Below are 23,564 nucleotides of genomic sequence, written 5' to 3'. Positions count from 1 at the left end.
TCTGAGAGATTCGTTCATGTTCGGTTCCGGACTTTCCACCGGCCAGTGGTGGGTGCTCGCGTCAGCCTCCGCCTTTCTCCCCGGCTTGGCCATGCTGCCGTATACGAGGAAGGCCGAGAAGAAAGCGCTGGTTCCCCTCTTCTACGTCGTGCCCGCCGCTCTCGTGGCCCTCGGCATCGCGGGCGGCGCCGCGGCGCGCGGCTACGGCCTCACCGAGTCCCTTGAGATGTACATGTGGTGCATGGCGGGCCTTGCCCTGCTGATCGTGCTCGGCCGCCCCGAGATCAAGAGGAACGAAGAGCTTCAGGCGGCGGGCAAGGAGCTGGAGCAGCCGTCGCCGCTGTATCTGCTGGTGGTCTTCGTAGCGCTGGGAATCGCCGCCGTGCTCGCCTTTCTGATCCGGGGTCATCTCATCGGCTGACGCCCCGCGACATCTGTCTTTCCGCTTTTCCTCTCGTCCCGGACGGCCAGAGGTCCTTCCCGGGACCGTCGGACTGCCGGGCTCACCCATGACCGCTTCACGAAAAGGACATCATTCGATGAATTCCCCACGTCCCCTACGACGCGTCCTCGCCATCGGCGCCGCCGCGGCCGCCGGTGCCGCGGTGGTCGCCGCCCTGCTCCCCTCGGCCGGCGCATCCGACGCCGCGGACCGGCACCGGGCGGACGCGGCCCGGGCCGTCACGGCCGCCGACGGCCGGCCCGGCTACGCCGTGGAGGACTTCAACTACCCCGGCGCCGACCGGATCCTGAAGGACAAGGGCATCGTCCTCAAGCGCGGCGACGGGCACATCACCCTGGCCGCATGCGGCTCCGCCGCCGGCCTGATGGAGGTCTACTCGCGGAGCGACGACAGCATCTGCTTCCGCACCACCGGCACCTCCGGCTTCCTCACCATGGAGATCCCGGCCGTCTTCGGCGTGAAGACCACCGCCATGGACGCCGATCTTGAGCTGACCGCGGGCAAGAAGAAGACCACCGTCGAGGTGGACAAGAACACCTACAAACCGGTCGGCGAGTCCGTCGACCCCGAGGGGCGCGAACACGTCCTCGTCGAGATCCGCACCTCCAAGTAACCCCTGCTCGCGGGAGTATGCACACCTCATGAAGTCAACGCTCCACCGGCGTAACGGACTTGCCGTCCTGGTCGCGGCCGCCGTCGTCGTCACCCCCCTCGCCTCCGGCGTCTCCGCACACGCCGTCACCGGCGGCAAGGAACCCGACAACCTCCGCGCCTACACCGCACGCCTGGACATCGGCGGCGGCGAGCGGGCCTGCACCGGCGCGCTCGTCGCCCCCCAGTGGGTCCTCACCGCCAAGTCGTGCTTCGCCGACAAGCCGGCCGAGTCGATCGACGTCCCCGCGGGAGCGCCCAAGGCGGCCACGAAGGCCGTCGTCGGGCGCACCGACCTGACCACCGGCGCGGGCTCCGAGCGCGAGGTCGTCAAGCTCGTCCCCCGCGGCGACCGGGACGTCGTCCTGGCCAAGCTGTCCGCTCCGGTCACCGACGTCACCCCCGCCGCCCTCGCGGCCGACCCGGTGCGGGCGGGGCAGGACCTGACCGCCACCGGCTACGGACGCACCAAGACCGACTGGTCGCCGCTGGACCTGCACCACGGCACGTTCACCGCGGGCGCGCCCGGCGGCACGGACGTGGAGCTGACCGGAAGGGGCGGGGACGCCATCTGCGCCGGGGACGCCGGGGCGCCCCTGGCCGTGGGCGGCGAGGACCGGCCGCTGATCGCCGCCGTGGCCTCCCGCTCCGACCAGGCGGGCTGCTTCGGCATCGACCCGGCCCAGAAGTCCACCAAGGCGATCGCGTCCCGCGCCGACGACCTCGCCGCCTGGGTCGGTGAGCAGACCGGCCAGGCCGGCTTCGTCGACTTCGACGGCGACGGCGTCGAGGACATCGCCATCGGCGACCCGTACCACACCGTCGCGGGGAAGAAGCAGGCCGGATCCGTGCGCGTCGTGTACGGCGGCGGCAAGGGCACCGCCCAGATCGACCAGAGCCTGTCCTTCGTGCCCGGCGGGCCCGAGGACTACGACCGGTTCGGGCACGCCCTGGCCACCGCCGACTACAACAAGGACGGCTACACCGACCTGGTCGTCGGCATCCCCTACGAGGACCTCAAGGGCCAGGCCGACTCCGGCATGGTGACCGTGGTCTACGGCTCCCCCACCGGCCTCGGCAAGGGCCGGGCCTCGACCAACTTCGAGCAGGGCGAGGGCACCGGCGTACTGAAGAACTCCGCCGCCGAGGCCGGGGACATGTTCGGCTACTCCGTGACGGCCGGGATCACCAGGACCGGCAACCCGTTCATCTTCGCCGGCTCCCCGGGCGAGGACCTCGGCTCGACGAAGGACGCCGGTTCGTCCGTGTACATCACCGGCGACACGAGCTTCGGCATCACCCAGGGCGGCGGGGCGGCGGGCGCCGCCGAGGCCGGTGACCAGAACGGCTGGTCGGTCGCCTCCGACGCCAACCACATCGCGATCGGCTCGCCCGGAGAGTCCATCGGCCCCAAGGCCAAGGCCGGCGCGGTGAGCGTGCTGCGGCACCCGGACAAGGCCGGGGTCAAGCCCGCCTTCGTCGCCGACTTCAACCAGAACAAGGACTTCGTCGCCGGCAACGCCGAGGCCGGGGACAAGTTCGGCTACTCCCTGTCCATGACCGCGTTCCGGGGCGACGGCGAGAAGACGGCGGCGTCCTCCGCCCTCGCGGTCGGCTCTCCGGGCGAGGGCATCGCCCCTCCCGGTGGCGGCGCCGAGAAGAAGGAAGCGGGCCACACGCACGTCCTGCGCATCTCCGCGGGCGGCGGCGGCAGCCAGCTCGCCTCCGTCTCCCAGATGAACACGGTCAACCAGAACGAGGCCGACACCGCGGGCGGCTCCGAGCCCTACGACCACTTCGGTGAGCGCGTCGCGATCGCCAACCGCGCCCCCGGCAAGGTCCCGGGCCGGTTCGACCTGGTCCTGGCCGTCGGCTCACCCGGCGAGGACCTCGAAGGCATCAGCAACACCGGCGCCGTGCAGACCTACTCGGCCATCGGCAAGCCCGGCGACGGCGACCGGTGGATCGAGGTCGGCAGCAACGGCATCCCCGGCCCGAAGAAGACGAACCAGTACCTCGGTACGACGCTCACGGCCACACCGACCCACCTCTACATCGGCACCCCGTTCGGGCCGGCCGCCAAGGGCGCGGTCCACTCCCTGCCGTGGACCACGCTGACCGGCGGCCCGTCGCAGCCGGCCAAGGTCTACGAGCCGGGCAAGGACGGCATCCCCAACGAAGGCGAGCGCTTCGGCACCAGCGTCCAGTAGTCCCCGAACCCGGTCCCTCTGGGACGCGCGGCCCCGACCGGCTCCTCCGGGACGCGCGGCCCCGACCGGCTCCTCCGGGACACGGCGACCTCATCGGGCCCCCGGCTCAGCACGGCGCTGGGCCGGGGGCCGCGGTCGGTGGCTGCCGGGCCGGGAGCGCGGCACTTGCCGGGCTCCTCCCGCAAGCGCGGTGCCTGCCGGTCCCGTACCGGGAGCGCGGCACTTGCCGGTCCCGGGAAGCGGAGAGCCGGACTTCCTTGCCCACTCGCCCCCTCCCCTGCCACACCACACCTGATGTCCACTTATGGCATGAAACCGCAGCACTCCGCGTCCACCGCTCCGCACACCCCCGAAGACACCCCCGAAGGCGTCCGCGCCCGGGCCACGTCGGGCGCCAGGGGTTCCGGGCACCGGGTGCGACGCGCGGACGGCTCGCTGCGCTTCTCGATGCCGACGGGCCGGCGGACGCCGATGCTCATGGGAGCCGCGTTCTTCGCCCTGCTCGCGGGAGTCACGCTCGCGCTCCCGGGCCCGGTCGAAGGCGAACGCCTCACCGACGCACTCGGTTTCGGAGCCCTCTGCGCGCTGCTGCTGATCGCCTACTTCGTCTTCGCCCGGGACCACACCGAGGCGAACCCCCAGGGCATCAGCGTCCGTCGCTTCGGATTCCTGCGGAATTCCTGGGCCTGGGAGGAGATCCACGACATACACATCGAGCTGCGGGAAACCAGAGGCCGGCGTACCGGCAGCCGCTCGGTGGTCGTCGTCCTGCGCAACGGACGCACCTCCAGGCTGACCGTGCCGGGCAGCGACGACACGGCCAGTGCGCGGTTCTCGCTCGATGCGGCCCAGCTCATCCAGTACTGGCAGCGGCACACCCGCCGCCCCGCCGCCGTCCCCATCACCGTCAAGCGGCCCTGAGGTCCTGAGGCCCTGAGGTCCCGAGGCCTTCCGGGACGAACTCCGCCATGGGGAGGAAACGGCGCGAGGTACCCCATATCCCCGCCCCACACGCCTCACCTTGTGACTCACGCCACGCCGGACCACTAAAGGATCTTGTTTCCGCGTATCCACACAGCGGTATCCCGTGTGCCACGATGCCACCGTGTTGCTCAACCGCTCAGGAAATCACCACTGAATCACTGATGACTTCTTGAACGTTCGGCTGGCCGTCATACGGGGAGACGAGAATGCCGACACTGATGGTTATCGGGTACCGGGAGGACCTCGATCGGGCGCTGCGACGCCGAGGTCTCGACCCCTTCTACATCGTGCAGCAGCCGGCGAGTGCGCTCCACGGCCTTGACTTCACCCGCGTCAACGACATCGAGAACGCCCAGGAAATCCTGCGGGCGGTGCTCTCCGCGCGCGTGCGTGACGTCGTGGGAGTACTCACCGTCCATGAAATGGGTGTGTTCGGTTCCGCCTATCTGCGGCAGCAGTTGAACCTGCCGGGAAACACGGACTCCAGGACGGTCCCCTACTTCCGGGACAAGTACCTCCAGAAGAGCGCACTGCCCGCGGACATCGCGCGGGCACGCTGTCGATACGTCTCCCGGGACACCGCGTTCACCGATCTCGTCGACGACCTGGGCGACACCTTCGTCGTCAAACCCGCGACCGGAGCCGGGTCCCTGCGCACGAGTGTCGTCCGCTCTCCCGAGGAGTACGCACGCGCTCTGGAACCGTTCCCCGGAGACTCGGAGGTCGCGGTCGTCGCGGAATCGTTCATCGCGGCGCCGGAGGTCTACATCGACGGCATCTGGGAGAACGGCTGCCTGCGGTGGTCGTCCATGACGCGCTACCACGACTCACCGCTGAACGCCGCGCGAGGCGGCGTCCTGGCCGCGCACCTCCTGGACAAGAGGCGGCACGCGACGCTGTTCTCCCGCGCGGAGACGCTCGCCCACCAGGTGCTCACGCACCTCGGCGCGCCCGCGTGCGTCTTTCATCTGGAGGCGTTCGTCCAGGAGTCGGGGCTGACGTTCGGCGAGTGCGCCATCCGCCTCCCGGGGGCCCTTTCCCCGCAGATCAATCAATTGACCTACGGCGTCGACCTGTTCGACGTCGAGATCAGCCTCGCGCTCGGAGAGGGGGTCACACAAACCCTGGACGACCGCACGCCGGATCGTTTCCACGGCTATCTGCTGCTGCGCCGCCCGCAGCGGGGAAAGCTGGCCCAGGAGGATTTCGAGCGCGCCTTCCAGTTCGACGAGATCGAGTACTCTTCCGCTCCTGACACGCCACTCGGACCGTATGGCAAGGTGGGCCATGCGATCGTGTCCGACCACGACGAGCTGAAACTGCGGCAGACGATCGAGGAGATCGTCCACTTCAACGAAGGCGGCTGACCGCCGCCGCTGCCGCGGAAAAGGGCTCCCTGGCGTTTCTGCGCAGAGCGCAGCACGCCCCCATCGACGTCGTACGTGCGGAGCAGGCGCGGCTTCGAAAGTGTCCTCAACCTTTCCCAGCACGCGCTCGCGGCTGTTCCGCGCTCTTTTCGGTTGGAGGTCTTCGCTCTCATGCCGGACCAACGTTCTCCTTTGACCATGTCCGATGTGCTCGAACGTGCGGCTCATGGCACGTCCCGGGGTGTCACCTTCGTCGGCGGCTCGTTCCTCTCCTACGCCGAGCTGTGGGAGTCCGCCCGTCGCATCGCCGAAGGGCTGCGCGCCCACGGCGCCGCGCCGGGCGACCGGGCGCTGATCGCCGCCCAGGATCCGGAGAGTGTCGTCCGCGCCTTCTGGGGGTGCGTGCTCAGCGGGGTCGTGCCGTGTCCGGTCGCGCCGCCCGCCGACCCGGCCCGGTGGCGCGCTCACCTCGGCCAGCTGCGCACGCTCCTGGGCGACCCGCTGTTCCTCGTCCCCAAAGCGGCTCACGGGGACCTGCCCGCAGCCGGCCTGCGGACCGTCACCGTGGAGGAGCTGAGCCAGGCCTCCCCCGAGCACCAGCGCCCCCACACGCCCGGGCCCGACGACCTCGCCCTGCTGATGCTCACCTCCGGGTCCACCGGCGCAAGCAAGGCCGTCAAGCTCACCCACGCCAACCTGCTGGCGGCGGTCGCGGGCAAGGCGGAGGCGCTGGACCTCGGGCCCGACGACACGATGATGAACTGGATCTCGGCCGACCACATCGCCGCGGTCGAGGCGCACCTGCTGCCGATGTCCCTGGGCGCGGAGCAGGTCGTCGCGGCACCGGCGACGGTCCTCGCGGACCCGGTGGAGTTCCTCAGGCTGCTCACGGCACACCGGGTGCGCGTGGCCTTCACCCCCAACTTCCTCTTCGGGCAGATCAACCAGGCCCTCGCGCAGGGGCCCGCCGAGCGGCAGGACATCGACCTGTCGCGGGTGCGGCACATCATCTCCGGCGGCGAGGCCACCGTGACCGCCACCGTGCGGGCCTTCGTGGACGCGCTCGCCCGCTACGGGCTGCGCGAGGACGTCGTCGTACCCGCGTTCGGCATGACGGAGACGTGCGCGGGCAGCGTGTTCCACCGCGACTTCGCCGTCCGTGACCGGACCACGGAGTTCCCTCCGCTCGGCCGTCCGGTACGGGGGCTGCGGATCCGGATCGCGGACGGCGGCGGCACGGTGCTCGCCGCCACCGCCGAGGAGCCCGCCGCCGAGGAGCCCGCCGCCGAACAGGACGCCGCCGCGCGGGAGGTGGCCCACCAGCCGGGTGTCCCGGGTGAGGTGCAGTTGCGCGGCCCGATGGTCACCTCCGGGTACTTCGGCGACGAGCGGGCCACCGCGCGGGCGTTCACCGCCGACGGCTGGTTCCGCACCGGCGACCTGGGGCACCTCGACGCCGACGGCCGGCTGACGCTGGTCGGCCGCACCAAGGACTCCATCATCGTCAACGGCGTCAACTACTACAGCCACGACCTGGAAGCCGTCCTCGACGAGCTGGGCGAGGTCAGGCGTGGACAGGTCGCGGCCTTCCCGATCCGGCCCGAGGGCGCGGACTCCGAGCAGCTCGCCGTCGCGTTCGTGCCCGCGGGTGCCCCCGTCGGCGAAGCGGCCGACTCCGCCCTGTACCGGGCGATCGTGGCGATCCGCAGCTCCACGGTGATGCACTGGGGCTTCCGCCCCCAGCTGATCCTCCCGGTCGCCGTGGCCGACATCCCGCGCGGCAACCTCGGCAAGGTCCAGCGCTCCCGCCTCCGCGCGGCCGTCGAGGCGGGCGCCCTGGACGGCGCGGCGCGCAGGGCGGACGAGGTCGGCACCCGCTTCCTCGGCGCCCACGTGCCCCCGGACGGCGAGGCCGAGACCACCCTCGCCGCCCTCTACGCCCGCGTCCTGAACACCACCGAGGTGTCCGCGACCGCGAGCTTCTTCGACCTCGGCGGCACCTCCCTCGACGTGCTGCGACTCAAGCTGGAGATCCAGAACGCGTTCGGCATCGACGACGTCCCGATGGCGACCCTCCTCCAGGCGCCGACCGTACGAGCGCTCGCCGCGCGCCTGACCGCCGGGCGGGGCGCGGGCGGGGACGCGGCCTACGACCCGCTGGTGCCCTTGCAGGTGACCGGGGACGGCACGCCGCTGTTCTGCGTGCACCCCGGCCTCGGTGAGGTCCTGGTGTTCGTCAACCTCGCCAAGTACTTCACGGGCGAGCGGCCGTTCTACGCGTTGCGGGCCCGCGGATTCGGCCGGGGCGAGACCCACTTCGGGTCGTTCGCCGAGATGGTGACCACGTACGTGGCGGCGATCCGGCGGGCCCAGCCGCGCGGGCCGTACGCGGTCGCGGGCTACTCCTACGGCGGCGCGGTCGCGTTCGAGATCGCCAAGCGCCTCGAGGCCGACGGCGAGGAGGTCGGCTTCGTGGGCGTCTTCAATCTGCCACCGAGCATCTCCGGCCGCATGAACGAGATCACCTTCACCGACGGCGCGATCAACCTGGCGCTGTTCCTCGAACTGATCGGCGCGGCCGACGTGGAGCGCCTCACCGCCACCCTCCGCGCGCTGCCCGAGGCCGACCAGCTGGCCTACCTCGTCGAGCAGGCGCCGCGGCGCCGCCTGACCGAACTCGACCTCACCGTCGAGCGGTTCACGGCGTGGGTGGAGCTCGCGCAGAGCATGGTGCGCCTGGGCCGTACGTACGAACCCTCGGGATCGGTCGGGCAGGTACGCGTCTTCTACTGCACGCCGCTGCGCGGCACCAAGCAGGCGTGGCTCGACGACCAGCTGCGCCACTGGGACGACTTCACCCGCGGCCCCAACGAGTACATCGAGGTCGACGGGGAGCACTACACCCTGATGAGCCCGCGGCACGTGCGGAGCTTCCAGGCGACCCTGCGGCGGGAACTGGCCCGCGCGCTCGGCCGATGAGCCGCCTCCGGACCCCCGCCACCGCCCACACGAGCAGGAGCCGTTGATCATGCGAGGCAAGAAGATCCTCATCACCGGGGGGACAGGTCAGGTCGCCCGGCCCGTCGCCGAAGCGCTCGCCGCCGACAACGAGGTGTGGTGCCTGGGCCGCTTCGGCGACCGGACCGCCCGCGAGGAGCTGGAGGAACGCGGCGCCCGCACCTTCACCTGGGACATGGACTGCAGCGACCTGGACGGGCTTCCGCACGACTTCACCCACGTCCTGCACTCGGCGGTGTACCGGGGCGAGAGCGGCGACTTCGACGGCACGGTACGCGTCAACTCCGTGGGCACCGCGCGCCTGATGACGCACTGCTCCACGGCGGAGGCGTTCCTGTACGTGTCGTCCGGGGTGGTCTACGACCGGGCCGACCCCGCCCACCGCTACCGGGAGAGCGACCCCCTCGGCACGGGGGCGCCGTGGCTGCCGACGTACCCCGTCGCCAAGCTCGCCACCGAAGGGGTGGTGCGCGGCCTCGCCGAGGCGCTCGCGCTGCCCGCGGTGATCGCCCGGCTCAACATCGCCTACGGCCCGTACGGCCACGGCGGCGTGCCCATGATCATGTTCAGGGACATGCTGCGGGGCCGGCCGTGCGCGGTGCCCCGCGAGGGCCAGAACTACTGCAACCCGGTGCACACCGACGACATCGTGCGCCAGGTCCCGCTCCTGTGGGAGGCGGCGCGGACCCGCGCGCGGGTCGTGAACTGGGGCGGGGACGAGGAGGTCGGCATGACCGACCTCCTGGAGCACATGTCCGCGCTCACCGGGGTGCCGCTCACGCTGGACCGCGGCGAGGGCAGCCGGGGGACGGCCATGTTCGACCAGAGTCTCCGCCGCGACCTCATCGGGGACTGCTCGGTCGGCTGGAAGGCGGGCATCGCCCGCACCCTGGCCGAGCTGTTCCCGGAGTACCGCGACCGTGTCGAGGCGACCGTGACGAAGAGGAGTGCCTAGCGTGCGCAGGACCGCAGACATCGACGCGCTCGACGACGTGCTGTGTGCCGCCCTCGGCTCGCGCGTGCCCGTGTGTTCGCTGGAGCGCATCGGCCGGGACGCCGCCGCGTTCGCCGCCCTGGATCCGGTGCTGGTGGAGCGGCCCACCCTGGTCGGTGGCGGGGTGCCGTACGCCCCGAGCGGTCCCGCTCCCGCGCGGCCCGCGCTCGACGCGCTGCTCCGGCGGGCGGAGGAGCTGGGCGTGCCGCAGGTCCTCGTGCCGCAGGTGCGCCGCGGTGACGACACGAGCGCGCTGCGCGAGGCCGGTTTCGTGCGGATCGCCACGGATCCCGAGTGCGTCTTCCGGCCGGACGGGGACGTGGACGAGGCGCTGCGGACCCGTGTCGGCGCCGACCGCCTGGGCGAGCTGCGCCGCCGCCACGCCGAGGCCGCCCGCGAGGTCCGCTGGGAGCGGGTCCCGCTGCGTGACCTCGACGGGTGTGCCGGGGCGCGCGAGGGCTTCGTAGCGCTGCACGAGGGCGCCGTCCCGTACAACGCCGCCGCCCTGGACGCGCTGGCCGGCGGCCCCTTGGCGGCGCGCACCGAGATGCTCGTGGCCCGGCGCGGGTCCGCCGTCGTCCAGGCCGGGCTCCTGACGAGGTCCCACAACGGCCGAGGGGTCTACCGGCTGACCCTGGCCACGCGCGACGACGACCCCGGCGCGGCGCGTGACCTGCGGGAGGCGGGTCTGTACGAGGTGTACCTCGACGCCCAGCGGTCGGGGCTCGACTGGGTGCACCTCGGCCGGGGTGACGCCAGGCTCATGCGCGGGTTCGGTGCCGATCTGTTCGTGCCCGTCGACCACTGGCTGCGGGCCCCCGGCCTCACACCGGCGGAGGCGGACGCGGGGGCGGACGCGGGCGAACCCGCCCTCTCGGCCTTCGCGGCTCCCCCGGTCGCTTCGGTACCGGTGCCGGGCCCGGCCCGGTTCCGCGCTCAGCCTCGCTTCGACGTGGTCGACCTGTCGAGCAACACCAATCCGTTCCTGGGGGCCGCGAGCCGCTACCCCGAGCTGGACACGGCGGAACTGGCCCGGACGTATCTGTCCACGGTCGCGAGGCTGCCCGGCCACGAGGGGGTCGGCGCGCTCGGCGCGGACCACGTGCTGTTCACGAGCGGGGCGGTGGACGGCGTGCTGCTGCTCCTGGCGGCGCTCGCCTCGCCCGGCGAGCGCGTCTGCGTCACGTCACCGACGTTCCCGCTCTACGACCACTTCGCGCGCGTGCTGCGCCTTCCGGTCGTCGACGTACCGCTGCGCGGCGACGACCTGTCCGACCTGGACGTCGAGCGGATCCTGGCGGCCGAGCCGCGGGTGACCATCCTGTGCGACCCGAACAATCCGGTCGGGACCAGGCTCGACGAGGAGCGGGTGCGCGCCCTGGTGACGGGCGGTCAGGGACTCGTGGTGATCGACGAGGCCTACGTCGAGTTCAGCGAGAAGCCCTCGTACGCCGGGCTCGTCGCGCGCTACGACAACCTCATCGTGCTCAGGACCCTGTCGAAGGCGTGGGGGCTCGCCGGCGCGCGCTGCGGCGTCGTGCTGTCCCGGCCGGGCGTCGTCGACGCGCTGCGGCGGGTGCAGGTGCCCTTCGGGTTCACCAACGCGTCGCAGCGGGCGGTGCGGGACCGGCTCACCGACGCGCCGCGCGTGCTCCACAGCGTCCGGCGCGTCCGTGCCGAGCGGGAGTGGATGGCGGCCACCCTGGCCGGCCATCCCGCGGTGGAGCGCGTCTTCCCTTCGGAGACCAACTTCTTGCTGGTCCGGCTGCACAAGCACGAGCGGGTCATGGACCGGCTGCGCGACGCGGGAATTCTCGTCGCGGACACCGGGCGCGTCATTCCCGATACCTGTCGCATCTCCATCGGGGACCGCCGCGCGAACAATTCTCTGCTCGCCGCGCTCTCCGCCGCTCTATGACGCGGCGAGCCGAACAGGGTCGTTCGCCCCGCCCTTTTCCTCTATCACTAGGAACGACAGGACTTCGTCGCCGATATTCCTCATGTCATGGAGGTGGTGACCGCCTTCGGCGACGCGGAAGCGCCGCGTGTGGCCGCGTTCGTACGCGATCTCCCTGCTGGTCCCGTCGCCCAGGTGCTGGCGGGCCCGGCCGCTGGTCAGGGCTATCCAGACGTAGTCGAGGACGTGCCGGTGGACGGGGATCCGCTCGCCCGGTCCGAGGCGGGTCTCCCAGATCCGCACGGCGTCGGTCTCCGCCAGGAGCGAGTGGCCGACGCGGCCGTTGTGGGCGTTCTTCTCGAAGTCCTCGTGCAGCGGCGTGCTCCAGCGGTCGAATGCCTCCGCCACGATTTCACTGACCAGCGGGAGAGCGGTGTGAGCCTCATGTCCCATGACCCGGTTCCTTTCGGTTTCGGGCGTGCCGAGGTGTCCCCGGAACGGGTGGCCGACTGTCCGGCCCAGGCTATATCCAGCGGAAATGCAGCGGCAAGAATCAGTCGGATTTCCGGGCAGGGCCGCGGGTAATTCCCGGCCCGTGCACGGCCGGTGGTGGAGCGGCACCCGGGTCCAGGGCGGCCGTGACGAAGGCACCAGTGGTGTGGTGCACCTGGCTCCCGTCGTCGCCGGACATGAGGCGTCCCGCGGTGATCCCCCGCACCAGCAGCGTGGCGGCCAGGAACGCCGTGGTCGCCTTCATGAGGCATCGAGAACGGCTACGTCACCGGGGCCTACCGTGGCACGGGAGACCGCCGTCAGTCGCGGAGCCCGCCCCCGCGCGGGTCGCCCCGCCCGGCGGTCCTGGCGTGCAGGTGGCCCACCGTGGGGAAGGGCGGGCGCGCGGGGAGGACCGCGGTCAGCTCGTAGCCCGCCTTCGCCGCGACCCGGCAGGACGCCGCGTTGTCGACCTGGTGGAGGAGGTGCAGGCGGCGCAGCCCCGCGGTCTCGAAGGTGTCGAACGCCCAGGCGCTCAAGGCCTCCAGGGCCCGCGAGGCCACGCCGCGGCCGCGTGCGGAGGCCGCCGTCCAGTAGCCCACCTCTCCCACTCCTGACGCGGCCCGGGGGTTCTTCAGCGCGACGTTCGCCACCGGCGTGCCGCCGGTCACGTCCTGTTCGAGCACGGCGAAGCTGAGGTAGTCGCCCCGCTCCCGGCCCCGGTGCCGTGTCTCCAGCCAGCGCGCGGCGTCCCGCGCGTCCTCGACGGGCCGCCGCGTCCACCGCCGCAGGTCGGCGTCCCGATAGGCGTCGATCAGTGCCGCCGCGTCCGTGTCCGCCCAGGGCCGCAACAGGAGGCCCGGGGCCACGGGCACGCCGGGGCCCGCCGTCGGGAACACGTACAGGACCTGCGGTTCCCCCCAAGCCACGAAGTGGTCGGCGGGGGTGGCGCCCAGGGTGTCGAGGAGGCGGCGCGAGCGGGTGTTGGCGTGCTGCGTGACGGCGACCACGCCGGGGATGGCGGAACGTATCGCCTGCCGGGCCCAGCCGACGACGGCGTGCACCGCCTCGCGGGCGTAGCCGTGGCCCCAGTGCTCGGGCAGGAGCTGGTAGGACACCTCGGTGCGGCCGTCGTGGCCGTCGGGCTCGGCCGCCACCAGGCCGAGGACCGCGCCGTCGTGCCGGACCACGGTGAACGCCCCGGGCACGCCCACGCAGTGCCGCTCGCGGGCGCGGACCACGTCGGCGGCCACCGGGCCGCCGAGGTGCCGCCGGACCTGCGGGTCCGTCCACAGCCTGACGGCGTGCGGCACGTCCGGCCGCGCGACCGGGCGCAGGGTCAGGCGCTCGGTGGCGAGCGTCGTGGGCCAGTCGCGCACAGGGCGCTCCAGCGCCTCGGCCGGCGCTGCGAGTCTTTCCGCTGTCGTGCCCCCATCGGATGTCATGGCCCCATCGAAGCAGAGCCAAGATCGAGGCTCACAGGGGCGGTGTCGCCGGGGCCGGGCCCAGTGTCGTCGTACCGGGGGCGGCCCGGTGGCCGAGGCCGGTGCGGTAGGCGTCCAGGGCGGCCTCGACGCGCCCGGTGCGCCGCAGCAGGTCGCCCAGGAGGCGGCACAGGTCGGCCAGGTCCCCGGCCGCGCTGGAGCGCTCCAGGAGGGACAGGGCCGCGCAGTAGTGCTCCTCGGCGGTCTCGGTGTCGCCGCGCTCCTCCGCGATCAGGCCGAGCAGGCGGTGCGCTCCGCCCGCGTGCACGGCGCCGCGCTCGGCGCCCAGCGGTCCGGTGTCCGCGCCGCCCGCGCCGGCGGTGAGCAGCGGCCGCAGGAGGGCCTCCGCCTCCTCCGTCTTGCCGCGCCGCCGCAGTACGTCGGCGAGTTCGACCTCGACCTGCTCGGTGAAGAGCGCGGCCCGCTTGGAGGCGAGCATGTCGCGGGCCGTGCGCAGCTCGCTCTCGGCGCCTTCCAGGTCGCCGTCCTGGGCGTGGACGTAGCCGCGCATCCAGTGGCAGTGGGCGAGTTCGGTGCGGATGTGGAGCTGGCGGTACAGCTCCTGGGCCTTGGCGAGGGAGGCGTCGGCCTCGGCGGTGCGGCCCTCGGCGATGAGCGTACGGGCGACGCCGCGGTGCATGTGCGCGACGAGCGCGGGGTCGCTGACGCGCGGGGCGAGGGCGAGGGCCAGCTCGGCGGCGTGCGCGGCGCGGGCGTGCGCGCCCATGTCCATGTACGGCGCGATGGACGCCGTGTACAGGAGCAGGAGCGCGTCGGGGTCGTGCAGGCCCGCCGCGTCGAGTTCGTCGAGGGTGGTCTCCAGGAGGTAGCAGGCGTAGCGCAGTTCGCCGGTGAGCAGGTGCGCGGTGGCGCGGCCGCGGATGGCGGGGACGCGGCGCGGCAGCGGCTCGTCGGCGAGGAGGCGCTCCACGGCGGCGAAGCAGTCGCGGGCGTCGGTCAGCTCACCGGATTCCAGGAGGCAGTCGCCGAGCCCCTGGAGGGCGCTCGCCTGCTCGGGGACGAGGGCGTGCGCGACGGCCTCCTCGTGCAGCGCCCGGAAGACGGCGGCGGCGTCCTCGGGCGCGCCGGTGGCGAGGGCGCGCCGGGCGTCGGTGAGCCGCAGCCGCAGGTCCGTGGCGAGGCGGGCGGGCCGCCCCGTGGCCAGCTCCTCGTAGCCGACGCCGAGGCGCCCCGCGAGGTGTCTGAGGGCGGCTTCGGATGGCCGTACCTTGCCGGACTCCAGCGTGGACACGTACGCGGGCGTGTAGACCGGTTCGGCGAGCTGCCGCTGGGTGAGCCCCCGTTCGGTGCGCAGCCGCAGCACGCGGCGGCCGATCTCGGCCGGGTCGTCGAGCCGCGCCCCCTCGGGGCTGTTTTCCGCCACCTCTCCCCCTCCGTGGATCCTCTGTAGGTCCGTGACCTGAGCTAAGTCGATGGGCACGGAGGTTGGAAAGGGGCCGGACGGGTTTGCCGGATGGCGTGAACTCACTCTCAACTCAGCCGCCTCAAGTGAAACTTCACGTACCCATTGCCTCTTCCTTCGCGGGCCTCTACGTTGAGCGGCGCGTTAATCCTACTTAACTCCCCGCTTAACTCGCGGACTTGAGGAGATCCCCCACATGGGCACCGATATACCCGGCATATCCGGCATACCCGAGCGCGGCAGACGCAAGCGCCTGCGGGTCGCCCTCGCGGCGGGCGCGACGCTCGCGGCGACCCTGTCCGCCACCGGCGGCGCGGCCGCGCACCCGGAGCCCTCCACCACCGGCTCCCCGCAGCAGGTCGAGTACTTCGGCAAGGACGGGCACCCCCGCCACACCGACGTGCCCGCGCCCGCCCCGCTCAGCGGCGATGAGCGGTCGCGGATCGCGGGCGACGGCGACGTCGTGCCGATCGTGCGGAACGGCCCCGTCGGCACCAAGGCCGACGTCGTCTTCATCGGCGACGGCTACACCGCCGCCCAGCAGGAGGACTTCCACGCCGACGTCCGCACCAAGTGGGCGGAGGTCTCCAAGGTCGAGCCGTACGCCTCGTACAAGAACCTCTTCAACGTGTGGGCGGTGGACGCCCACTCGCGGCAGTCTGGTGTCTCGGGCGATCCGTCGAGCACCGTCCGCAAGGACACCGCGCTCGGCTCGTCCTTCTACTGCGACGGCATCGAGCGCCTGCTGTGCGTCGACACCAACAAGGTCGAGTCGTACGCCCGCAAGGCCGCGGACCCCGACGTGGTCATCGTGCTCGCGAACTCCACGAAGTACGGCGGCGCGGGCTACAACGACATCACCTCGCCCTCCGGCTACGACGGCATCGCCACCGGCTCCTCCGACAACGCCAAGTCCTCGCAGGTGATCGTGCACGAGCTGGGCCACTCGCTCGGCAAGCTCGCGGACGAGTACTGGTACGACGAGTACGGCACCTACACGGGCGCCGAGCCCTCCTGGCTGAACAGCAGCAAGCTCACGGCCGCCCAGCTGAGCGCGCAGAAGAAGAAGTGGTACCGCTGGATCGGGCAGGCCTCCCCCGACGGCGGCACCGTCGGCGCCTACGAGGGCGGCAACTACTACCCGCGCGGCCTCTACCGGCCCACCGACAACTCGATCATGCGCACGCTGGGCCGGGAGTTCAACCTGCCCGGGCGCGAGGCGATGATCGCGGGCTTCCACCGCCACGGCTCGGTGGTGACCAGCACGACGCCCACGGACACCGTGGTGCGCCGCAAGGAGCGCGTCACCGTCGAGGCGCGCGACGGCGTCCGCCTGCGGTGGTACGTCGACGGCCGCCCGGCCAAGAAGGTCAAGGACGCGCGGTCCGTCACGCCGCGCTCCCTCGGCGTGCCCGCCGACGGCCGCCCGCACACGATCTCCGTGCGCGCCAAGGACACCACCAAGGCGGTCCGCGACCCCGCGCTGCGGAGGCTCCTGACGGGCGAGCTGACCTGGCGCGTCACCCGCTGAGCCACCGGCCCGCATGACGGGGCCTCGGGCGGGGCAGCCTTCTGGCCGTCCCGCCCGGGGGCGGCCCGCCGCCCCGCCCCATTCACCGGAGGTGCGACGCCGTGACCGCCGAAGCCCCGCAGGCCCTCCTCACCCAGGCCCGCGACCTGCTGCCCGGCCTCGTGACGACGCGACGCGCCCTGCACCGCGCACCGGAGCTGGGTCTGCGCCTGCCGCGTACGCAGCGCACGGTCCTGGCGGCCCTGGAGGGCCTGCCCCTGACGGTCACCACGGGGCGGCGGCTCAGCTCCGTCGTGGCCACCCTCGACGGCGCGCGTCCCGGCCGGACGGTGCTGCTGCGCGGCGACATGGACGCGCTGCCCCTGCGTGAGGACACCGGCCTCGATTTCGCCTCCGAGGTGCCGGACGCCATGCACGCCTGCGGGCACGATCTGCACACGGCGATGCTGATCGGCGCGGCCCGGCTGCTCGCCGCGCGCCGGGATGAGCTGAGCGGCCGCGTCGTGTTCATGTTCCAGCCGGGCGAGGAGGGCGAGGGCGGCGCCCGGCACATGATCGACGAAGGGGCCCTCGGCGGCCCTGGTGACGGCGGCGTGGACACGGCTTTCGCCCTGCACGTGTCCACCCGGCTCGCGTCCGGCACCGTGCACCTGCGCCCCGGCCCGACGCTCGCCGCCAACGACACGCTGGAGGTGACGGTCCACGGCCGCGGCGGCCACGCCTCGGCGCCGTACCGGGCGCTCGATCCCGTACCGGTCGCCTGCGAGATCGTGCAGGCTCTCCAGACGATGGTGACGCGCACGGTCCACGTCTTCGACCCCGCCGTGGTCACCGTCGCCCGGATCGAGGCGGGCACCACCACCAACGTCATCCCGGAGACCGCCGAACTCCACGGCACCCTCCGTACGCTGACCCCGGCCACGCGGCAGCGGGTGCGGGAGGGCGTGGCCCGCGTCGCGCACCACGTCGCGGCCGCGCACGGCGCCACGGCCGAGGTGCGGCTGCCGGAGGGCTATCCGCCCGTGGTCAACGACCCGGACAGCACCGCGGCCGCGCGGGCCGCCGCGACCGCGCTGCTCGGCCCCGGCAGCGTCCACGAGCTGACCGAGCCGGTCATGGGCGCCGAGGACTTCTCGTACGTCCTGGAACGGGTGCCCGGCGCCATGGCCTTCCTGGGCGCCTGTCCTGCGGGGACGTCACCGCAGGACGCTCCCGACATCCACTCCAACCGGGTCGTCTTCGACGAGGACGCCATGGCCGCCGGGAGCGCCGTCCACGCGGCCGTCGCCCTGCACCACCTGGGCGACGGACCGCGCGGACGCCCCTGACGGCGGTCAGACCACCGCGCCGTCACCGCTCTTGTGCCGCGCGGCCTCCAACGGGCTGCGCGGACGGGGGCCTTCCGATGGGCGTGCGGGCCGTCGGGGCGCCGGGCTCCGCCGCTCCAGGAGGACCGCGGCGGGCACCGCGACGGACACCGTCGATGCCATGCCGAGGACGACGCCGGCGATCAGCGCGAGGGAGAAGTCCGCGAGCGAGTCACCGCCGAGCACGGCGAGGGCGGCCAGGACGAACAGCGCGCCCATGCCGGTGTTCACGGTGCGCGGCAGGGTGCGGATGACGGCCTTGTTGGCGAGGTCCGCCAGGTCGGCCCGCGGGTCGCGGCGCCGCGCCTCGCGGACGCGGTCGAAGACGACGACCGTGTCGTTGACGGAGTAGCCGATGACGGTGAGCACGGCCGCGAGGAAGACGCTGTCGACGGTCTTGCCGAGCCAGGCGAACAGGCCGACCACCAGGACCACGTCGTGGACCATCGCGACGACGGCGGCCGTCGCGAAGGTCCACCGGAACCGTACGCTCAGATAGATCAGCTGGGCGGCGACGGCGATGCCGAGCGCGATCAGCGCCTTCTGGCGCAGCTCGGCGCCGAGGCTCGGGCCGATGCGCTCGTCGCGCTCGACGGTCACCTCGCCGCCGGGCCCCGCCAGGGCCTCCTTGATGCGCTGCTGCTCGTCGTCGCTGAGGTCGCCGGTGCGTACGGTGATGTCGTCCTCGCCCGACTCCTGCACCACCGCGCGCGGGAAGCCCGCGTCCGCGACGGCCTCGCGGGCGGTGTCGGCGTCCAGGCGCTGGCTGGTGCTGTACTCGACCATGCGCCCGCCGGTGAACTCGACGCCCAGGTCGAGGCCGCGCACCACGATCCCGGCGACCGCCACGGCCACCAGGAGCGCGCTGGCGCCGAGCCAGCGGCCCCGGTGGCGCACCAGCCGGGGGTTGCGCCGCGCGAGCAGGGTGCGGACGCGGCCGGTGGTGGCCAGGCCCGTGAGCCGGGGCCGGGCGCGGACGAAGCGGCGGCGCACGGCCGCCTCGGCGAGCGCCCTGGTGACGACGAAGGACGCGACCATCGACACCAGGACACCGATCGACAGGGTCACGCCGAAGCCCTTGACCGGGCCCGTGGCGAAGAAGAACAGCAGGCCCGCGGCGAGCAGCGTGGTGACGTTCGAGTCGACGACCGCGCTCCAGGCCTTGGTGAAGCCGGTGTGCAGCGCCTTGGCCATGCTGCGCGGGGCCTTGGCGGCCCGGGTCTCGCGGCCGGGGCGGTCCGCGCGGGGGCCCAGGTACTCCTCCCGCGCGCGTTCGAAGACCAGGACGTTGGCGTCCACCGCCATGCCGATGGCGAGGACGAACCCGGCGAGCCCGGGCAGCGTGAGGGTGGCCCCCACCGCGAGCAGCGCGGCGTACGACATGAGTCCGTACAGCGCGAGCGCGAGGGTGGCGAGGGCGCCGAGCAGCCGGTAGACGACGATGATGAACAGGCCCGTCAGGAGCAGGCCGATGAGTGCGGCCTGGATGCTCGCGTCGATGGCGGCGGCGCCGAGCGTCGGGCCGACGGTGCGCTGTTCGACCACCTCGACGGGGACCGGCAGGGCGCCGCCCTTGACGAGGGCGGCCAGGTCGCGGGCCTCGCCCTCGTCGAAGCCGCCGGTGATCTGGGTGCTGCCGCCGGTGATGCCTGCCTTGCAGCCCACGTCGGCGTTGACGCCGGGTGCCGAGATGACCTTGTCGTCGAGGACGATGGCGACGCGCCGCTGCGGCGCGTCCTGCGGCGCGCAGGCCGCGTCGCCGGTGACGCGGGCCCAGTCCCCGGCCGCCTTGGAGCGGAAGTCGAGGGTGACGTACCAGCCGTTGAGGCTCTGCTGGTTGAGGACCGCGTCGGCGTTCTTCACGCCGTCACCGGTCAGGGCGGTCGGGCCGAGCTTCAGATGGCCGCCGGGCCTGTCGGGGTCGGGCAGGGTGCGGGAGCCGTCGGCGGCTGGCGCGGCGCGGCCGGGTGTATCGGCCGCGCCCGTCACCGGGTGCACGGTCAGCTGCGCGGTGCGGCCGATGACTTCGGCGGCCTCGCGGGGGTCGCGTACGCCGGGCAGTTCGACGACGATCCGCTTGGCGCCCGCCTGGGCGAGGCTGGGCTCGGACACGCCGAGGGCGTCGACGCGCTGGCGCAGCACCTCGACGGCCCTGCGGGTCGCGGCCTCGTCGGCCTTGACGGTGGGTGAGTCCTTGGTCTCCAGGACGATCTGGGTGCCGCCTCTCAGGTCGAGGCCGAGGCGGGGTGACTGGGTGAGGGCGAGGAACAGCGAGGCGGCGACGGCGACCAGCGCCACGATCGCCCGCCACAGAGGTGCGCGGGGCATGCGTGTACTCCACATCCACGATGAGGGCATGACGAAGGGGGACGGCGCGGCGGCCGGGCGCGCTGAGCGCCCGTCAGGCGGCGTCCTGAACGGTGTCGTTGCTCATCCGTGGCGGTGGGCCGCGGGGCCGGGGCCCGGTGTCGGCGTGCTGCCGGGCCGGGGCGGTGCCGGGCGCGTGCGCCGCGGGTCCGCCGAGGGGCCGGTGCGGCGCGCGGTCGGTGGCCCAGGTGCCGGGGTGGGGCGGCTGCGGGAGGTGCGCGTGGTGCGGGTGCGCGGCCGTCGCGTGGACGACTCTCGGCAGGTCCGGTGCGCGGGGGCCGACGCTGTCGCCGCGGGAGGGACCCGCGCCGAGGGCCTCGGCGTGCTGGACCGCGGCGACCGCCCGGCCCTGCACCACGCCGACGGCTCCCGCGGCGCGCGAGGGCACGGCGAAGGCGAGGACGGCGACGACCACCGAGAGCAGCGAGGCCGCAAGGCGGGCGGACCGGGTGCGGTGCTGCACGCGGGCCTCCTGGCCGGGTCGGTGGATCGCGGTCGGTGGATCGCGGTCGGTGGATCGCGGTCGGTGAAGGACGGTCGGTGGGACGCAGTCGGTGCGGGACGGTGGTGGATCGCGGTCGGTGCGGGGCCGTCGGTGGATCGCGGTCGACGGGTCGCCGTGCCGGTCGCGGGCGGTCGGTGGCCGGGCGCCCGCGCTCGGGGCGCCAACCGCTCAACGCGGGAGGGAGCGGGCAGGTTCCCGACGGGCCCGTGCGGGGGCGCGGCGGATGGATCGGCGGATGGATCGGCGGCCCTGGCTTCGCCGTGGGCAGAACGTACTTCGCCCATGGCAGAACACCACCACCGCGGCCCCCTGCGCTCCTACGCTGATGCCGTGACCAGCCACGCGACGAACGCCACGCCCCTTCCGCCGCGGCCGGACCGGGGAGCGCGCGTCATCCCCTTGCGCCCGGCCGCGCCCGCGGCTCCCTCGGCCCCCGCTCCCAAGGAGCCCCTGTGGCGCGACCTCGTCGGCGCCGTGCTGCGACGGGAACGCCTGGCCCAGGAGCGCACGTTGAAGGACGTCGCGGACGCGGCCCGGATATCGGTGCCTTATCTCTCCGAGGTCGAGCGGGGCCGCAAGGAGGCGTCGTCGGAGGTCCTCGGGGCCGCCGCGCAGGCGCTCGGCCTCGGGCTCGCCGACCTGCTCGGCCGTGCGCACCACGAGCTGACGTCCTCGGTGCGCCGGGCGCGCGGTGGCCTGCGCGGGCCCGGCGCCGGAGCCTCGGGCCCGCGGGCGCCGCGGGCCTCGGTGACGCTCGGTTTGGCCGCCTGACTTCGGAGAGGAGGGATGGCCCGCGGGGTCCGCGCCCGTCACCGGGGCGCGGGCCCCGCGGGCCAGGGGGTCACGCCTTCGGCCACCACGGGGCGGTGGCGTCCCGCAGCGTGTTCGTGCCGCAGTGCACCTCGCCCATGCCGATGTGGTACGTGTACCAGTCATCGATGTAGGTCGTGGTGAAGCCCGCCTTGGCGTACACGGAGTTCACGGCCTCGGTGAAGATGTCCTTGCCGCCGATGACCGGGCCCCACTGCTGGGGCGCGAGGTAGCGGGTCGGGCTGAGCAGGACGCCGTTGACCGCGCCGGGGATGTAGGCGCTGTTCTGCCAGGCGGCGGCCCGGGTGCGGGCCTTGCCGCCGCTGTCGGCGCGGTTGTCGTCACCGCGCAGCTGGTTGAACTTGCGCAGCGAGTCCGGGCCGAGGCGGCGCAGCTTGCGGCTGTTGCTCAGGCCGCTGTCGCCCTGCCCGTCGCGCACGTACAGGCCGGGCACGCGCACGATCTCGGCGTCGGTGACGCCGGTCTCGCGCTTGAGGATCGCCAGGTTGGCCTCGATGCGCTCGGCGGCCAGCTTGTTGTCCGCCTTGAACTTGGCGGAGCCGAGGACCTTGTCGATGGTCTCCTTGGGCGCCGGGACGTCGGCGCCGCGCGGCACGGAGAACATCTTCTTCGCCCCGTGGCCCTCGCGCTTGGCCTTGCGGAGCAGCTCCACGCCTGCCTTCGGGTCGGCCACGCCGATGCGCCAGCCGCGCTCGGTGTCGGCGGGCAGGAACTGGACGAACTCGTCCACGTGCCCGACCGACAGCCAGGAGGTGTCGAGCAGCAGCGGGTCCTGGGCGCCCTGCGACTTCAGGAACGTACGCATGGATTTGGCGGGCTTGGAGCCGTTGTCCTTGCGGTAGCCCTGGATGATGCGCCCGGCGGGGTAGTCCTTGGTCCCCAGCTTGTAGGGCGGAATGGTCTCCAGGTTGCCCATGGAGTTGAGCGTCCACTCCTCGTTGGCGCCGGCCTTGGCGACCTGCACCACGCCGACGTCGGGGCCGCGGAGCTTCTCGAACAGCTCGCGGCCCGCCGGGCGGTCGAGCTGCGCGGAGCGGATCAGCACGCGCATGGTGCGCGGCTTGCCGTCCGGGCCCGGCATGCCGGCGTAGCCCGGCTCCACGAAGTCCTGCGCCCAGATGTCGCCGTACTTGGTGAAGGTGGTCAGCGGCTTGCTGATGCCGGCGTCCTTGACCTGCTTCGCCAGGTTCTTGACGAACTTCTGCTGGGCCTTGCTGTACGGGTCGCGGCCCGACACCTTGGTCACCAGGACTTCCTGGGCCTTCTGCAGGTGGTGCTGGGTGAGCACCGGCGCGGTGCGCAGCACGACGTCGTCGGAGCGGGCCGGGCCGTCGCCGCCGACGGTGAACCGTACGGTGATGTTGCCGTTCCACTTGGCGGCGTCCCGCACCACGTCGGTGGCCTCGATGCCCAGCTCGACGCCGGAGCGCAGTTCCTTCGCGGTGAGCTTGTCGGTGGGCTTCAGCAGGACCCAGCGGCCGTCGCGGTGGATGAACAGGCGGGCCTTCTTGGCGCCCGCGCCCACCACCTTCACGGTGCCGTGGCTGCTCGCGGCGGCGTCGGGCAGCGGCACGGTCCGCAGCCGGGCCAGGTCGAGGGCGTCCTTGGCGCCGTTGACCTTGGTGTCGGACGCGTCGTTGCACTTGGCGAGCTTGGCGCTCGACAGCGGCCGTCCGTTGCCGTCCTTGACGGGGCAGCGCTTGGCGTCGTCGTCGATGTTCGGCAGCACGATCGCGCCGCGCTCGCGCGTCCAGGTGTTCTCGCCGCTCGTGTCGCTGTCGCCCTCGACGTCCACGCGCCCGTCGCGGTTGACGTCGGCGCGCAGGTCGGGCTTGTTCGCCGGCGCCGGGGTGGCGGCGTCGGCCATGGCCGTGGTCCCCGTAGCCGCGAGGACCCCGGCCACGCCGGTCGCCAGGGCTATCTTTCTCCAGCTGTGCGTGTGCACAGTTCCCCTCTCCTGTCAGGGCCCTCTGGTCGGTT

18 protein-coding genes are annotated in these 23,564 nt (G+C 72.9%); 11 read left to right on the top strand and 7 right to left on the bottom strand.

Translation table 11 applies throughout. From position 1 onward, the window contains the following. Positions 1–16: 16 nt before the first annotated feature. The 8 genes from AC07GB_RS05650 (at position 17) to AC07GB_RS05615 (ending at position 11,605) form a co-directional block, all read left to right on the top strand. Complete coding sequence (locus tag AC07GB_RS05650; RefSeq protein WP_478841952.1) at positions 17–421, top strand: hypothetical protein; 405 nt, start codon at positions 17–19, stop codon at positions 419–421. Between the two features lie 118 nt (positions 422–539). Beyond that, the gene (locus AC07GB_RS05645) at positions 540–1,076 is read left to right on the top strand and encodes a hypothetical protein (RefSeq protein ID WP_478841951.1); all 537 of its coding nucleotides are present in this window, start codon (positions 540–542) and stop codon (positions 1,074–1,076) included. A gap of 28 nt (positions 1,077–1,104) precedes the next feature. Next, positions 1,105–3,324, top strand: coding sequence for a trypsin-like serine protease (locus tag AC07GB_RS05640; protein ID WP_478841950.1), 2,220 nt, complete (start codon positions 1,105–1,107; stop codon positions 3,322–3,324). 309 nt (positions 3,325–3,633) lie between these two features. Next, a complete protein-coding gene (locus AC07GB_RS05635) occupies positions 3,634–4,245 on the top strand; it encodes a hypothetical protein (protein WP_478841949.1) in 612 nt (203 codons plus the stop codon). Positions 4,246–4,514: 269 nt separating this feature from the next. Next, on the top strand, positions 4,515–5,675 hold the full coding sequence (locus AC07GB_RS05630; RefSeq protein WP_478841948.1) for an ATP-grasp domain-containing protein: 1,161 nt from the start codon (positions 4,515–4,517) through the stop codon (positions 5,673–5,675). A 198-nt stretch (positions 5,676–5,873) separates the two neighbouring features. Continuing rightward, the gene (locus AC07GB_RS05625; protein WP_478841947.1) at positions 5,874–8,654 is read left to right on the top strand and encodes an alpha/beta fold hydrolase; all 2,781 of its coding nucleotides are present in this window, start codon (positions 5,874–5,876) and stop codon (positions 8,652–8,654) included. A gap of 49 nt (positions 8,655–8,703) precedes the next feature. Further along, the gene (locus AC07GB_RS05620; RefSeq protein WP_478841946.1) at positions 8,704–9,648 is read left to right on the top strand and encodes an NAD-dependent epimerase/dehydratase family protein; all 945 of its coding nucleotides are present in this window, start codon (positions 8,704–8,706) and stop codon (positions 9,646–9,648) included. A gap of 1 nt (position 9,649) precedes the next feature. Further along, positions 9,650–11,605: an aminotransferase class I/II-fold pyridoxal phosphate-dependent enzyme gene (locus AC07GB_RS05615; RefSeq protein ID WP_478841945.1), complete on the top strand. Its 1,956-nt coding sequence runs from the start codon at positions 9,650–9,652 to the stop codon at positions 11,603–11,605. On the opposite strand, the gene AC07GB_RS05610 is transcribed toward AC07GB_RS05615, so the two are convergent. The 4 genes from AC07GB_RS05610 to AC07GB_RS05595 form a co-directional block, all read right to left on the bottom strand. Then, complete coding sequence (locus tag AC07GB_RS05610; protein WP_478841944.1) at positions 11,600–12,037, bottom strand: cupin domain-containing protein; 438 nt, start codon at positions 12,035–12,037, stop codon at positions 11,600–11,602. The genes AC07GB_RS05615 and AC07GB_RS05610 overlap by 6 nt on opposite strands. Before the next feature lie 100 nt (positions 12,038–12,137). Beyond that, entirely contained in the window at positions 12,138–12,341 is a 204-nt protein-coding gene (locus tag AC07GB_RS05605) for a hypothetical protein (protein ID WP_478841943.1), read from the bottom strand. 55 nt (positions 12,342–12,396) lie between these two features. Then, positions 12,397–13,455 carry a GNAT family N-acetyltransferase gene (locus AC07GB_RS05600; RefSeq protein ID WP_478841942.1) on the bottom strand — a complete coding sequence of 353 codons (1,059 nt, stop codon included), beginning with the start codon at positions 13,453–13,455 and terminating at the stop codon, positions 12,397–12,399. Positions 13,456–13,552: 97 nt separating this feature from the next. Further along, positions 13,553–14,944, bottom strand: coding sequence for a helix-turn-helix domain-containing protein (locus tag AC07GB_RS05595; RefSeq protein ID WP_478841941.1), 1,392 nt, complete (start codon positions 14,942–14,944; stop codon positions 13,553–13,555). Positions 14,945–15,179: 235 nt separating this feature from the next. On the opposite strand from AC07GB_RS05595, the gene AC07GB_RS05590 reads away from it, so the two are divergent. Next, positions 15,180–16,514: a M64 family metallopeptidase gene (locus tag AC07GB_RS05590; protein ID WP_478841940.1), complete on the top strand. Its 1,335-nt coding sequence runs from the start codon at positions 15,180–15,182 to the stop codon at positions 16,512–16,514. 101 nt (positions 16,515–16,615) lie between these two features. Next, positions 16,616–17,842 carry a M20 metallopeptidase family protein gene (locus AC07GB_RS05585; protein ID WP_478841939.1) on the top strand — a complete coding sequence of 409 codons (1,227 nt, stop codon included), beginning with the start codon at positions 16,616–16,618 and terminating at the stop codon, positions 17,840–17,842. Positions 17,843–17,848: 6 nt separating this feature from the next. Here the strand turns inward: AC07GB_RS05585 and secD are convergent, their stop codons facing one another. Next, positions 17,849–20,209, bottom strand: coding sequence for a protein translocase subunit SecD (gene secD, locus AC07GB_RS05580; protein ID WP_478841938.1), 2,361 nt, complete (start codon positions 20,207–20,209; stop codon positions 17,849–17,851). A gap of 73 nt (positions 20,210–20,282) precedes the next feature. Then, the gene (locus AC07GB_RS05575) at positions 20,283–20,711 is read right to left on the bottom strand and encodes a hypothetical protein (protein ID WP_478841937.1); all 429 of its coding nucleotides are present in this window, start codon (positions 20,709–20,711) and stop codon (positions 20,283–20,285) included. A 372-nt stretch (positions 20,712–21,083) separates the two neighbouring features. Between AC07GB_RS05575 and AC07GB_RS05570 the strand changes: the two genes are divergently transcribed. Beyond that, on the top strand, positions 21,084–21,524 hold the full coding sequence (locus tag AC07GB_RS05570; RefSeq protein WP_478841936.1) for a helix-turn-helix domain-containing protein: 441 nt from the start codon (positions 21,084–21,086) through the stop codon (positions 21,522–21,524). A 70-nt stretch (positions 21,525–21,594) separates the two neighbouring features. On the opposite strand, the gene AC07GB_RS05565 is transcribed toward AC07GB_RS05570, so the two are convergent. Then, positions 21,595–23,451 carry a protein-arginine deiminase domain-containing protein gene (locus AC07GB_RS05565; protein ID WP_478842066.1) on the bottom strand — a complete coding sequence of 619 codons (1,857 nt, stop codon included), beginning with the start codon at positions 23,449–23,451 and terminating at the stop codon, positions 21,595–21,597. Positions 23,452–23,564: the final 113 nt, after the last annotated feature.

This window comes from Streptomyces sp. NPDC045778, from assembly GCF_056431945.1.
The sequence above is the reverse complement of the archived record's forward strand: the minus strand, read 5'-3'. Positions and strand labels throughout refer to the sequence as shown.